This is a genomic window from Neobacillus sp. MER 74 (assembly GCF_023714155.1).
In genome coordinates, this window is record NZ_JAMAUV010000022.1 from 14,671 (window position 1) to 28,216 (window position 13,546).

Sequence of the window (13,546 nt, forward strand, 5' to 3'; positions counted from 1 at the left end):
TTTCACCTCTTTGTTTTTTGAGAAAATGCAAAGGATGGATTATTCATCATCATATCTGCGATTGAGGATTCCGAAACACCATGTTCACGCAAAAGCGGGATGAAATTCACCTTCAAGTGATCCAAACCAATCTCACCACCGTAACTCTTCAATCTCGCCCGGGTTGTATCCAATCCTAAAAGTAGAGACTTCCCATAGCCCCAATCCAGCATTTGAACGATTAAATCCGCTTCTTCCTCATCACTATGATATTTATACCTGCCGATCGTGTCGTATTCCAGATAAACACCATATTCAGCCAGTTGTTTATGGACACTGTAATCGTCGAGTGTCCGATCCAAATGGCAGATGATTAGGTTCTTGGGAGAGACACCATGCTTTATGAAATGTTCCGCTGCAAAAACACCTTGACGATGGGTCTCCGTATGGCACATGATCGGGACCCCAGATTCCAGCGAAGCCTGCGCTGCGGCATTTAATAGTCTGATTGCTGTCAAACCCGGTCGATCCTCTTCAATTGCGGTCTTGATTATACCGGCTTTCGCGTGAATTTTGGTCCCGGGTTCGCAGTTATCTGCACCGATATACATCCCGTCTTCGATTTCATTGATGAAAAATTGAGCCAGATGATCCTCGCTCCAACGAAACAACCAATGATCTTCAACATAAAAGCTCTGCTTGTGAAACCCTGTTGATGCGATAATATGGATGTCTGTCTGTCTCGACACTTCCGTCAACCAATCTGCCATTCGTCCACATCCAACAGGCTGCGCATCGACGATGGCATTCCCTCCTAAACTATGAAAAACCTGTATTTCATCCTTCGTTTTCTCATAGTCGTCAATCTGTAAAACAGAATTGATTTTTGCTGGCTTACCAGCAGCAATAAAGAGATGTTCGTGACTATGACAGAACCCTAATTGTTCTTTAGGGATATCCCCTAAAACGGTTCGTATCGTTCCCGTTGCGGCTCCCCCCTTTAACATCAAGTTAGTTTCTCTCGTTGGAGCAATTTTACATTCTCCTTATTTTTTATTATAAAATTATATTTTTTATACGTCAATATAAAATAAAATTTTATTTTATGCTGTTAATCTTCATGGTAGTTCAACAAGAAGAAGCTGACAATCCTTAATAGATCATCAGCCCCGGTACCAGTTATTAGATTAACGAATTCTTGCCTTGCGGAAGCCATCAAATACACTGATGGCCGCCGATAGTATAAAGATGAAAATTCCACCGCCAACAATCCACGTTGTTAATTGATTAGCGGTTATAGTAAATAAATCTGTCATATACATAATAAAATCTTTGCTTAGTAAATTTGGATTTATTAATATGACAATAAATACAATGGTTGCCATTAGTTGGAGGACCGAATTGCAAATTGCCATTTTTTTTGTCCATTTTCCTTTTATTAATTTGTAAAGGGATAATGCTATTTCGAGTCCGATCATAATAACGATGATCGGCCAATACCGTAGTAAAACCTCTTGATTTAAGGATGGAGTCACGAATTCTAGTCCATCCCTTCCGCCTTCATATACACCTAAAAGATGATTCGCATAAAAATAAAGTGTTGCCCATATAGCAGTCCACATTAAACCTCCAAATACTTCGAACTTGGAAATGGCTTTTTTCTTAGGGATATAGGGGATATTTTTCAAATCATCCGGAGTCCATTTTTTAAGGCTTGCTGTTAGTGGCTGCTCATCCTTTCCTTTATCAGTTCTTTCTAAAATAGCAAACACAATAGTTAGCCAAAAGAATACTTGGATCCCTACTTCAATGATTCTCCATATTCCTTCGCCCAAAAGTCTCATAACAACATTTATTACCACTTCTCCCCCGCCATATCCGATAAAATATTCAGCAATCATCGAGATTAATGAAATGACAGCAGTAATCGGTAAAATCATTTTCAACAGCGTCACATATACATCAAAATAGCGAGGACCAATAAGATGCATGGGCCGATCTCGATAACCACTAGCCAAAGTAACTGGACTCCCCAATTTTTCAAGGACTTCCTTTACATCTTTTTCTCTGTAATCATCAGGCAGCATATCTTCTATAGATGACCGCAACTCAAGGGCAATATCTTCACGATTTTTTTCAGGAAGCCTTCGAGTAACTTCCTGAATATAAACCTCAATAAGATTCATCATCTTCCTCCCTCTTTAGTAAACTATAAAGCTCTTTTGAATTCTTGATCCATTCCTTTTTTAACAGCAAAAATATCTCTAACCCGTATTCACTTAAAACATAGTACTTACGGGGTCTACTCTCAGATGTATCCCAACTACTCGACACTAACTCCTGTTTCTCTAATCTGCGAAGCAATGGATATAAAGTACTTTGATCAATGGCAATACCTGTTCCCTCCAATAATTGGACAAGTGAATATCCATATTGGGGGGTTCGTAACTGACTTAAAACCGCTAATGTCAACGTTCCTCTCCGAAGCTCTGTCGTTAATGAATTCAATATATTACTCATTCACCCACCTCATTTTTATTACTATATGTCATACAGTATTTAATTTATGCTATGCGTCATACACTATTGTTGTGACGAAATCAATTGAAATTAATTCTATTAAAAAATATTAATGAGGTGAATATCTCCTAAAACTTCAATAAAAAAGCACAGAATCTTCCAAGATCCTGAGCTTAATATCAATTATGTTTGGTTATTTAACAATACCGCCTCGTTTGCTTCATAACAAAATAGATGACCCAAGCTCCATTATATCCTATAAACTAAACGACGCATTAAGTTTTCGAGTGGTCCATTAATATTGTGTTTTTCTAAAAGAAAGGCGATTGTGTCACCAAATATCCATATAGAAATCGCAATGATTGTGACTCCAAAGTTATTTAATGTTCCGCCTAAATCTAATGCTACCGGTGACAATAGGATTACTAACAACGTTTCATTTAATACATAGAATTTGAGAGAACGCTTTCCTAGAGCTATCAATGATTTTGTTAACATACCAGGGTTTTTAATAAAGTTACCAATGGCTCCAAATAAAGCTGCATAGCCTATTCCTGCAGCCATCCCTGTCATAATATGAACTCCCAAAAGAATCCCAGCTACAAAAAAACTAGGTTCCCATATCTTATTAATCATAACTATCGGAAGAGCACCAATAATTGATATGGTAATACCAATCAAAGCTATTCTTTTTAACTTCTTATGGTGAAGATGTGAATTAATCACAAGACGCTTTCTTCCCGCCCAGATTCCTAGTAGTACCGAAGGGAGAACTGGAAAAAGAAAGTGAATGAAGACAGGTATAATGGGAAAGGAGACAATTGCTTCCGAAAGCATTTGTAGATACCGTTCTTCTCCCGAATAATCAGTTCCAAATCCATAATTGCCCATTTCACTTAAGAATGAACCCCATATAAAAGGGAGATATAGCATAATAATCAACGAGATGGTGGTGGTTACTTTGATTAAAACCTTATTATCACGTGGTAATACCCAGGATACAATAAGACCAGCAGTTCCATAAGCCATTAATATGTCTTCTCCACCAACAAACACAGCTAATAGTATTCCGAATAAGATTAAATAATAACATCGTCTTCTAATGATTTTGATTGCTTCCTTTATGGAACCTCCTCTAGAGAGTTGTTTTTCAAAAATCATGACTAATCCGTAGCCAAATAAAACAGCAAACAATGGCCGGGCACGATTATCAATAAACAGTTCTCCGAAAGTGTTTATCAGTGTATCTACAAAAGTGACACTTTTAGGACAACTCATCATGCCTGGTTCAGAAGCGTATAAATATAATGGAGCATGTGCGAGTACGATTAATAAAAGCATAAATCCTCTGGCTAAATCTAATGAAATGGCTCGTTTAGATATTATCATTCTTACCATAATTCAACATCTTATAGCGGATCACCTCTTCCAATTCGGGTGCGCGAGTATCTTCTCTTTTCTCCAATCCTCATCTAGCAATTCTAAATAATCTTCGGAATTCTTTGCATCATATTGCATGTTTGAAGTCTCACTCCTACATTTTTGAATTTTACTGGTAGTGAATTTACTTTATTTCTCTGAATAATTCTTCAGCCCATCTACATTCTTAATATAAATTTTTTTGTTTGTAAAACCATACCAACTAATGGAGAAATTATTTTTCAACTTATTTTCTCAATAAGGGACATTGTTCACTAAAAGTCGTCTTACTCTAGCCTTGTCCTATATCGGGTAACATCAAAAATAAAATAAGCGGAGGTTTTCCCGTTAAATACAAAATACAGATCGTTTCGAGTTAAATAACGGGAGGATTTCCTGTTAAGGCAAGCAAAATCAACCATTTTTCACGTTTTCGCGTCAATAGGGGGAAAATCTCCCGCTATTCGAGCCCTTTTTAAAAATAATTTCTAATTAAGCGGAATTCTTCCCTCTATTTATCCGTTCGTGAGCATTGTAATCATAAGACAGGTTGCAATGAACGCATAAATGTTGTTTTATGTAATTATAATCCTATGTAAGAATGTGATATCCTACTCAACTCAACAATCATAAATTTTAAAAAGGGTCTTTGTTTACTTGGCATGATACATGGCCAAATCTGCATGGTGAAGCAGCAACTCCATATCTATGGGCTGCTTAATTATTTCATAAATCGTATTTGCATTATAAAAGGGTGAATAGCTATGACAAATAACATACAAAAGAGAAGAATAATTTTAGATTTAGCAGTTACTTTAGATGGTTTTATTGAAGGGAAAAATGGAGAGGTTGATTGGTGCATTATGAATCCTGATATGGGGTTCACTGATTTTTTGAATCAAATTGATACTATTCTATATGGTAGAAAAAGCTACGATTTATGGGGACAATATCTTCCAAAAAGTGAAGACCCTGATACCGAAAAGGAAATCTGGAAATTGGTTCATAGTAAAAAGAAATATGTGTTTTCCAGAACACATAAAGAGCCTGATCATCAAGCCATATTTATAAATGATAATATTCTTGAAGAAGTAAATCAATTGAAGAAAGAGTCTGGGAAAGACATCTGGCTATATGGTGGAGCAAGTCTCATTACCACTTTTATTAATTTAGGGCTTATTGACGAATTTAGACTGTCTATTCATCCGGTTGTTTTGGGAGAAGGAAAACCGCTGTTTGCTGATCTAAAACAGAGAATAAATTTAAAAATGGTTAATACAAGAACGTTCTCGTCTGGCGTTGTGCAAATAATCTATCATTGGGATGGTAACTAATAATATCTCTCACCTCGAAGATATATTATTTCACCGTAATACTTGACAGTAGTTTCACTTTTTTCAACTAAGCGGGAACCCATTATTTATGGGTTACTCCTTACTTATTATGGAATTATCAACATTAATATCGACAGAGCAAAAATAGCTATCCATTTGAATGGATAGCTAACGATAGAAGGCAGTGAAGCATTAAAAGAAATGTCAACATTAAACGTAATGCTGCAAAATTCTTGGCTTTCTTTATGCTCTATTTTTTAGTTTACAAAGGGGAAAACTTCGGAATGGTTATTTGATCGGACCATTCTTCAAAGATCACCTTGACCTTCATACCTATTGTAACATCTTGAGGCAGACAACCGATGATATTGCTCATCATTGTCACACCCTCGTCTAGTTCTATGAGAGCAACGACATATGGGACTTCTTCTGCATAAGCTTTTGAAATCGCGCGATGGACAATGGTGTAACTTGAAACATGTCCAATACCAGATGACTTAACCCATTCCACTTCTCTACACATACATTGAGTACAATGGATCCTTGGATAAAATTGATGGTTTCCGCATTTAGGGCAGAATTGGATCAATAGCTCTTTTTTACGACATCCTTCCCAAAACTCCTTCGTTTCCACTGTGGGCCTCGGGAAAAATTTCTGTAATTCAGCCATCATCCCACCTCCCTGCCAAGAATTAATGTGGTATGACTCGACATGATTCCGCCTTGGCCATGAACTAAGGCAACATTTGCCTTATGTACTTGACGTTCGCCAGCTTGATGCCTCATCTGCGTAACAGCCTCTGTCAAAGCAAACATGGAACCGGGATTTCCGGGATGGCAGTGGGACAATAAGCCACCGTGTGTATTGACCGGTAATGTTCCGCCAAGCTCAATTTCGCCGCTATCAATTAAGTCTCCGCCCTCCCCTTTTTTACAAAAACCAAGATCTTCTAACTCGATTAAAACGGTAGGGGTAAAACAGTCATACAGTTCGGCAAAATCAATATCCCTTGGGGTTAATCCAGACATTTCAAACGCCCGTTTTCCAGCTTCCACCGCTGCTGATGTTGTTAATTGATGGGCTTGACTGATATGTTCATGACTGTGCCCCTCTCCCACTCCAAGCAAATACACCGGCTGATTTTTATAATCCTTCGCCCGCTCTGCGGAAGTTAAGATAATCGCGGAGCCTCCGTCAGAGACCAATGAACAATCAAGCAAATGTAATGGGTCCGCAATCATCCTCGAATTCATAACATCCTCAATGGTAATGAGTTCCCTCATTTGAGCGCTTGGGTTCAGGCTGGCGTGCTTCCGAGCTGTAACCGCTATTTTAGCGAATTGCTCCGGTGTTGTTCCATATTTCTCCATATGCGCTCTGGCAATTAATCCATAAAATGCGGGAACCGTGGGACCAAAGGGAATCTCAAATTGAGAATGCCCCGCTGATGCTTGCATGGCCATCGCCTGATCACGAGATAATCCACTCCGCAAGCTATCACCCATCGCAATTAATACCGTTTCACACATACCAGTCACAATTGCAGATGCTGCTACATGAAGAGCGGAAAAGGTAGTCCCTCCCCCAGCATTGACCGTCATCGTAAAACGCGGGAAGATTTGCAAATTTTCGGCGATGGCTTCTGCATGATACATAAATGGCTCTGCCATCGAATTACACGTGATTAAGCCGTCGATTTTTTCCTTCGTAATCCCAGCATCCTCTATGGCACGATATGCCGCATCCACACAAAGTCCTGTTGCGCTGAAATTCGGAACGACTCCCACTTGCGTATCTGCCGCGCCTACGATCGCCACTTTTCCGTATAAAGAATTCATGATTATCCCTCATCAGTTTTTCTGTAATTTTAGTTTAGACGAATTTTGACTGTACCAGGGACGATGATCTCATCCGCTTCATTTTTAATAAAAGCTTTTACTGTCACTTCCCGCAATTCCTGATCATAGGCAGTCACTTCGCCTCCAGACCGGAGCGTTTCTCCAATATACGCTGCTTTCCGATTTGAATATTCGACGAAGGTAATCTGTCCCTCATCCTCCACCCACTCTAGTACAGCCTGTGTCAACCAATCGCCCATTAGAGGACCAGCAATGACTAATCCGGGATAGCCTTCTTCCTCTGTTGCATAGGGTAAGTCAAAATGAATTCGATGGGCGTTCCATAAAACGGCATTATATAAAAATAATTGAACATTATCAGGTGTATATTCAATTTCAGGTAACTGCTGCCCCACATAAACTTCTGCAATTTTATTCATGACTTCCTTTTCACCTCACCTTTAGAAGAATAGATTGATAGCTTGTGTTTATCGTAAAATCCTTGTTGTCTTTTCCGTAATGACTTTTTCTCCTAAATCATTCACAACTTCCATTGTCACTTCGTAGAATATTAATGGTCCCTTTGAACCCATTTTTTCGTAAATATTAGTTAATGTTCTTGTAGCCGTTAACCAATCACCAGGATAAATCGATTGATGATATTCCATTTCTACCCCGCCGGCCATTGCCTTTTTTAAGGGAAAATCGGGTAACAAAGTATCAATGGATACTCCATCGATACTCAGTTGATTTAACTCCACTACATCCCAGAATAATGTCAAATGATATAAAAGAGGCGCTTCATCGCCATTCAAATACTTAGGCAGTCGCTGGCCTGTCGCAACAGCATATTTCTTTAAATCTCTTCTTGTGACGAGTTCTCTTCTTGGAAGAGTAGAAGTTCCGATATATGAAATAATATTGTCTGTTAGTACGCTCATACTCTTTCCCCCATTTTGGCCGCATACGTCTCCCGTAGTTCTCGTTTAAGAATTTTACTTGTAGGTGACTTTGGCAAACTATCAACAAAATAAACCTTTTTCGGTTTTTGATAGGAGGCGAGATGATTTTTGGCAGATTCAATAATATCTTCCTCTGTCGCCGTTCTTCCTGGTTTTAAAACAACGGCAGCCGTCACATTTTCTCCCCATTCTTCGTCTGGAATCCCAAATACGGCTACTTCAAGCACCGCATCATTTTGGTAAATCGCATTTTCTACCTGGGTGCTGTAGATATTTTCTCCACCTGAAATAATCATATCTTTGGCACGGTCCACAATGAATATATATCCATCCTCATCCCATTTAGCCACATCCCCTGTATGTAACCAGCCATCTTGTAAGGTTTGTGCTGTCAGCTCTGGTTTATTCCAATAACCAATCATATTGGCATCAGATTTCACTACGATTTCACCCGTGGTTTTCCCATCCTTAGGGACTGGAACACCGTTATTATCGACAATTTGAATGGTATTTACAAAAGCTTCTCTTCCACAAGAAGATAATCGTTCCGGGTAAATACCGTTTACTGCCTTAATATGATCTTCCTGCGAAAGGAAGGTCATTCCCATGCCTTCTGTTTGTCCAAACCCTTGTATTAACGTACACGGAAAGGCTTCTAAGGCTGCCTTAACAACTTTCATTCCCATTGGCCCGCCGCCATATTGAATATTTCTAAGACTGCTAATGTCATAGCTATCAAAATTCTCTACCGACATCATCCAATTTAACATTGTCGTAATACCTAAAAACGCGGAAACACGTTCTTTTTCGATAACCTCAAGTGCCAGCTTAGCCTCAAAATTAATCAGCACCAATGGACATCCATGCGCCATATAATTGATGGCTAGAACGATGGGAATATGGAACATTTGTCCCGTTAGCATATAAACATCTGAAGGGACAATTCTTTCAGCAACTGTTTGATTCAACATCCCCGCATAAAAACTTTTGTGTGTATGAATGGCTCCTTTTGGCTCTCCCGTTGTGCCTCCTGTATATAAGATCAGCATCGGATCTTCATCACCAACTTCAGATGACAAGGATGGCTCTTCATTTGATGAAGCTTGAACAAGGATCTCATAGGAGTGATTGCTTCCTTCTCCAATTTCTAGCCAATAGTCAAGATCAACGTTTTGCTGCAAGTAATTTTTTACTTCTTCAAATTCTTTCAAAGTAATGATCACTGCAGGCTTCCCATCGTTTAAAATGCGGCTTAATTCTTTATTTCCTAATCTCCAATTCAATGGTTGGATAATTAATCCCACTCTTGCACAAGCAAAATAGCACTCTATATATTCCATGCAGTTTTTAGCTAAAATCGCGATGCGGTCCCCCTTCTTCAGACCAAAGCGATCAATAAATCCATTGGCTAATCTGCATACTCGATCGTCTAATTCTCCAAAACTCATGCGCCGGTCATTAGGAATATCGATTAATGCCGGACGGTTTGGTTCTATTCTTGCGTACTTGTTCGGAATGAATCCAATGTTCATTAATATCCCCCATTCATTAGTGTTGTTTCGAAACGAACATCCAAAAACAACTTATTATTTCAAATATTTCGAAAATATAGTAAAATAATTAATAAGGTAATTCTAAATCTAAATGACGTTTCTTTAACTTCCATTGATCATCGATTTTTACGACTTCATCTTGATATAATCCAGTTGTTAATAGTTTTATTTCGCCATTTTCTGTCGCAAAGAGTGATAAATAGGATAATACACTTGCATGTTCAGAATCTACTTTCTCAAAAAATACATTTGAACAGACATGTCTTCTTTTATCAGTCTGTGTGTCCATCGAGTCTTTCATCAGCTTCATAATTTCACCATGACCAGTAAATGGCCCAACCAAGTCACCTTCGGCAATACGCAAAGAAAATACCGCATCTTCTGAGAAGCATTCACCAAGCATTTCTAATTTTCGTTCATCAAGTGCGTATGCTGATTTACTTAATAGTTCACTGATTTTCATTTTTTCAGTAGTATCGACCATATTCACTATTTCCTCCTTGAAAATATTATTAATAATACTTAATAAATATAATGTAATCGGGATTGTAAACGCATACAATATGCAATTCATATGGGTATTGTTCAATATCGTACAACTGAACCACTTTTTGTCTAACAAAAATGAAAAAAAATCTTACCTAAAATCTGAAATTTCGAAATATTACTAATCTATTTAATAGAAAATGTCTCGATAGAGAAGGAGAGGTTACTTTTGCAGACCATTAATGATAAACGAATGAAACGCACAAAATTGATGTTTCACCAAGCGCTCCTTTCACTATTACAAGAAAAGACCTTTGAAGAGATTTCGATCTCTGATCTTGTCAGAAAGGCAGAAGTTAATCGGGGAACCTTTTATTATCATTACGAACAGAAAGAGGATTTATTAGAAGAAATGGTTAACACCGTCATCAACAATATGGTCATTGCTTTTCGAAAACCCTTTAAACCCTATCAGAAAATGGATATCAATGAGATTTCCATCATTCCTTTATTCGAACATTTTCTTGAAAACAGGGTCTTTTATAAAACTATGTTAAGTAATCGCGTTCCGGTTCATTTGGATGAACGACTCCTACAGACAATGGAGAAAAATTACTTTCATAATTTGGAGTTTTTCTTTCCTCCGCATGAAAAAGATGTGAATAAGGAATTATTCTATTCCTACAAAGTTCACGGACTCATTGGTTTTATCTTAAATTGGATCAAAAATGATTTCCAATATCCCATCACATACATGGCGGAGCAACTAGTCAATATCGTAACCATTAATAGCCAAACTGTTTACATAAAGTGTTAAAAACAAAGATAAGGGTCAGACCCCCAGTATATAAAAGAATTACAGTACTGAGGGTCTGACCCAAAAATTCACAATTTTGAATAGGCAGGTTGTCAATTGGACCTTATCGTTGTTCGCTCTGTGATTCTTCTAATTCTGCTAATTTTGCATAGTCGATCGAATACCAATTCGTTTAGTCGAGTATCACTTTATTCCAATTCACAGTGATTAAATAGCCCTGACGTTCAAGCTATTTGATCGTCCGTATGAATAAATTTAAAAATGGTTAAGACAAGAACGTTCTCGTCTGGCGTTGTGCAAATAATCTATCATTGGGATGGTAACTAATAATATCTCTCACCTCGAAGATATATTATTTCACCTTAATACTTGACAGTAGTTTCACTTTTCCAACCAAGAGGATACCCACTAAATCTTCCACAATTTGTGTGTGACTCAATTTTCTGAGTCACTTTTTTTGTTATTTTAATGATTGAGAAAATAAATAGATATCAAGCTATTTATGATACAATAAATAGATTGTTAGACAAATATTTACATAGATTAGGGAGTGGAGTATTGAAGTCGATCTTTTTAAAATTAGGTTTATTAACAACGCTTTCTGTTGGTTTAATTGCTGGAAAAGCATCAGCAGAAGAAATGGATTGGGCTACAAAATGTTTGTCAATGGGTGATATTCAAACAGGTAAAAATCCATCTTATCAACAAATTAATTGTTTATTAACGAACGCTGCATTAAGTAAGAATATACCACCTGAAGTTGTAAAAGCAGTCGCTGAGCAAGAATCTGCTTGGAGGCAGTTTGATGAAAACGGTGAAGTTGTTTCTGACGATAAAAATGGAATCGGTATTATGCAAGTTACCCTTAAAGACCCAACTGAAGAAACACTTAAAAGACTCACGGACGACATTATTTATAATATTGAGACAGGCGTTAATATTTTAAATGAAAAGTATAAATTACAAAATCCTTCTAGTGTTCTTAGAATACCTAGAATAGCGGGTGCGGGAAGAGAAATCATTGAAAATTGGTATTTTCCTGTCATGGCATACAATGGCATAGTGCCATCGAACAGCCCAATATTCCGTAGCAATGGAGCTAGAAATTGGTATACATATCAAGATCAGGTATTTAGTAAAATTGAAAGACAAAGCTTTTATGATGATACAAAATTAGTTCAATATCCATTTGAGTATAATGATTTTGAATACAAAACAGATTTCAGTACAGGTTTTAAGTTTAATAAATTTGACTATGTTTTAACTGATGTGCTCCATGAGTCAGGTTATTTACTGAAAAAAGGTGACGTTGTAATAGTTACTGAAAATAGGACGAAATTAAGGGAGGTTCACCCTACTAGTGACTCAAATGGAAGTGAACAACCTTTAAATAAGACGTTTATTATCACTGGAGATTTTGAATACACTAAACTAGGTAGCAAAGATTATAATGAAAAGCACTATGTTTGGTTCCCAGTTAAATCTACTGATGGAGCATTATCAGGTTATATCTCATCTGCTTATCTAGCGAAAAAGAAAGATTTCGTAGCTCCAATTGTAACTGGGGTTAAAAATAATTCGAATTATAATAAAGATGTTAAGATTACTTTTGATGAAGGCACCGCCTTATTAAATGGAGCTATTTTTAAAAATGGTGCTACAGTTACAAAAGACGGCAAATACACGTTAGTTGTGAAAGATGAAGAGAGTAACACAACAACAATTAAATTTACAATTGATAAAACTAGACCCGTTACACCATCGATGAATAGTGTTTCAGATCTTTCGACTACTGTAACAGGGAAAGCTGAAGCTGGATCCACAGTGAAATTATCAATCAACGGTAAGTACCAAAAAAGCACAACAGCGGCATCAAGCGGCAACTACAAATTTACGATTTCGAAGCAAAAAGCCGGAACAACAATTAGTGTAACTGCCACAGATAAAGTAGGAAATGTAAGTGCACCAAAGAGTTTAAAAGTCGTTGATAAGACGCCGCCAGCTATTCAAAGTGTTAATAAGGTCACTTCTAAATCTAAAACGGTAACTGGAAGCGCCGAAAAATACGCTTCAGTGAAAATCTATAGAGGAAGTACACTTATTGGCAAAGGGTCGGTTAACTCAAATGGCAAATTTTCAGTAGCTATAAAAACTCAGAAAGCTAATACTTATTTAAAAGTTTACGTGATTGATAAGGCTGGTAATAAAAAATACCGGACGATTAAAGTCGTAAAATAATCCATACGATGCGATAAGAAGTGAATCTCTTATTGCATCGTATTTTTTTATGTAATCTGGATATAAAAGTGGAGAAGTGCAAAGCTTGTCGAAGCTTTGCTTGACTGTACAGATTAAACCATCCTAGACTGTGGGTTTGTTCGACTCTCCCATTTTCATTTCTCCCTCTTAAAATTCCCCGCTATAGCAGGAACACTCTCGAATTCCTTCTTCATGTCCCGAAACGAAATCACATCATTTCCTCTATCTTCACTTTAACCTTACAAAAATTGTTAATAATTTATCATGGAAGTTCTCCTGCTGCTGATTGACGCGAACCTTACCTTTCTAATTTTTTACTCATTGATCTCAGCCTAAAGTCTGAGGTAAATTACATCCAATTATGGGGGATTAATCTTG

The 13,546-nt window shown here is 37.4% G+C and carries 13 protein-coding genes and 1 pseudogene; 4 read left to right on the top strand and 10 right to left on the bottom strand.

Going from position 1 to position 13,546, the window contains the following annotated elements:
* Positions 1–2 precede the first annotated feature (2 nt).
* From M3610_RS22910 to M3610_RS22925, 4 genes are all read right to left on the bottom strand, one after another.
* Positions 3–986, bottom strand: a complete 984-nt coding sequence (locus M3610_RS22910) for a phosphotriesterase family protein (protein WP_251462950.1) — start codon at positions 984–986, stop codon at positions 3–5.
* 180 nt (positions 987–1,166) lie between these two features.
* Positions 1,167–2,165, bottom strand: coding sequence for an HAAS signaling domain-containing protein (locus tag M3610_RS22915; protein WP_251462952.1), 999 nt, complete (start codon positions 2,163–2,165; stop codon positions 1,167–1,169).
* Positions 2,152–2,499 carry a PadR family transcriptional regulator gene (locus M3610_RS22920; protein WP_251462901.1) on the bottom strand — a complete coding sequence of 116 codons (348 nt, stop codon included), beginning with the start codon at positions 2,497–2,499 and terminating at the stop codon, positions 2,152–2,154. Before M3610_RS22920 ends, M3610_RS22915 begins: the two co-directional genes overlap by 14 nt.
* A gap of 249 nt (positions 2,500–2,748) precedes the next feature.
* Positions 2,749–3,897 (bottom strand): DUF418 domain-containing protein, encoded by a 1,149-nt coding sequence (locus tag M3610_RS22925; protein WP_251462902.1) that lies wholly within the window; start codon positions 3,895–3,897, stop codon positions 2,749–2,751.
* A gap of 785 nt (positions 3,898–4,682) precedes the next feature.
* On the opposite strand from M3610_RS22925, the gene M3610_RS22930 reads away from it, so the two are divergent.
* On the top strand, positions 4,683–5,252 hold the full coding sequence (locus tag M3610_RS22930) for a dihydrofolate reductase family protein (RefSeq protein WP_251462904.1): 570 nt from the start codon (positions 4,683–4,685) through the stop codon (positions 5,250–5,252).
* A 262-nt stretch (positions 5,253–5,514) separates the two neighbouring features.
* On the opposite strand, the gene M3610_RS22935 is transcribed toward M3610_RS22930, so the two are convergent.
* The 6 genes from M3610_RS22935 to M3610_RS22960 form a co-directional block, all read right to left on the bottom strand.
* Positions 5,515–5,925 carry a Zn-ribbon domain-containing OB-fold protein gene (locus M3610_RS22935; protein ID WP_251462906.1) on the bottom strand — a complete coding sequence of 137 codons (411 nt, stop codon included), beginning with the start codon at positions 5,923–5,925 and terminating at the stop codon, positions 5,515–5,517.
* Positions 5,922–7,091: a thiolase family protein gene (locus M3610_RS22940; RefSeq protein WP_251462908.1), complete on the bottom strand. Its 1,170-nt coding sequence runs from the start codon at positions 7,089–7,091 to the stop codon at positions 5,922–5,924. Before M3610_RS22940 ends, M3610_RS22935 begins: the two co-directional genes overlap by 4 nt.
* A 29-nt stretch (positions 7,092–7,120) precedes the next feature.
* Positions 7,121–7,531, bottom strand: coding sequence for a hotdog family protein (locus M3610_RS22945; RefSeq protein ID WP_251462910.1), 411 nt, complete (start codon positions 7,529–7,531; stop codon positions 7,121–7,123).
* Positions 7,532–7,579: 48 nt separating this feature from the next.
* Entirely contained in the window at positions 7,580–8,032 is a 453-nt protein-coding gene (locus M3610_RS22950) for an FAS1-like dehydratase domain-containing protein (protein ID WP_251462913.1), read from the bottom strand.
* Entirely contained in the window at positions 8,029–9,585 is a 1,557-nt protein-coding gene (locus tag M3610_RS22955) for an AMP-binding protein (RefSeq protein WP_251462915.1), read from the bottom strand. Before M3610_RS22955 ends, M3610_RS22950 begins: the two co-directional genes overlap by 4 nt.
* An 88-nt stretch (positions 9,586–9,673) precedes the next feature.
* Positions 9,674–10,090 (bottom strand): nuclear transport factor 2 family protein, encoded by a 417-nt coding sequence (locus M3610_RS22960; protein WP_251462954.1) that lies wholly within the window; start codon positions 10,088–10,090, stop codon positions 9,674–9,676.
* A gap of 231 nt (positions 10,091–10,321) precedes the next feature.
* Here M3610_RS22960 and M3610_RS22965 point away from each other — a divergent pair, with 231 nt between their 5' ends.
* The 3 genes and pseudogenes from M3610_RS22965 to M3610_RS22975 all read left to right on the top strand — a co-directional run bounded on the left by M3610_RS22965 (position 10,322) and on the right by M3610_RS22975 (position 13,147).
* Positions 10,322–10,909: a TetR/AcrR family transcriptional regulator gene (locus M3610_RS22965; RefSeq protein WP_251462917.1), complete on the top strand. Its 588-nt coding sequence runs from the start codon at positions 10,322–10,324 to the stop codon at positions 10,907–10,909.
* A gap of 249 nt (positions 10,910–11,158) precedes the next feature.
* Positions 11,159–11,236, top strand: a pseudogene (locus M3610_RS22970) (dihydrofolate reductase family protein); the annotation flags it as partial.
* Positions 11,237–11,467: 231 nt separating this feature from the next.
* Positions 11,468–13,147, top strand: a complete 1,680-nt coding sequence (locus tag M3610_RS22975; protein WP_251462919.1) for an Ig-like domain-containing protein — start codon at positions 11,468–11,470, stop codon at positions 13,145–13,147.
* The last annotated feature ends 399 nt before the right edge of the window (positions 13,148–13,546 follow it).

Bases quoted from the DNA above. Each gene is read 5' to 3' on its own strand.
- M3610_RS22910 (WP_251462950.1), bottom strand. From the start codon at position 986: ATGTTAAAGGGGGGAGCCGCAACGGGAACGATACGAACCGTTTTAGGG.
- M3610_RS22915 (WP_251462952.1), bottom strand. From the start codon at position 2,165: ATGAATCTTATTGAGGTTTATATTCAGGAAGTTACTCGAAGGCTTCCT.
- M3610_RS22920 (WP_251462901.1), bottom strand. From the start codon at position 2,499: ATGAGTAATATATTGAATTCATTAACGACAGAGCTTCGGAGAGGAACG.
- M3610_RS22925 (WP_251462902.1), bottom strand. From the start codon at position 3,897: ATGGTAAGAATGATAATATCTAAACGAGCCATTTCATTAGATTTAGCC.
- M3610_RS22930 (WP_251462904.1), top strand. From the start codon at position 4,683: ATGACAAATAACATACAAAAGAGAAGAATAATTTTAGATTTAGCAGTT.
- M3610_RS22935 (WP_251462906.1), bottom strand. From the start codon at position 5,925: ATGATGGCTGAATTACAGAAATTTTTCCCGAGGCCCACAGTGGAAACG.
- M3610_RS22940 (WP_251462908.1), bottom strand. From the start codon at position 7,091: ATGAATTCTTTATACGGAAAAGTGGCGATCGTAGGCGCGGCAGATACG.
- M3610_RS22945 (WP_251462910.1), bottom strand. From the start codon at position 7,531: ATGAATAAAATTGCAGAAGTTTATGTGGGGCAGCAGTTACCTGAAATT.
- M3610_RS22950 (WP_251462913.1), bottom strand. From the start codon at position 8,032: ATGAGCGTACTAACAGACAATATTATTTCATATATCGGAACTTCTACT.
- M3610_RS22955 (WP_251462915.1), bottom strand. From the start codon at position 9,585: ATGAACATTGGATTCATTCCGAACAAGTACGCAAGAATAGAACCAAAC.
- M3610_RS22960 (WP_251462954.1), bottom strand. From the start codon at position 10,090: ATGGTCGATACTACTGAAAAAATGAAAATCAGTGAACTATTAAGTAAA.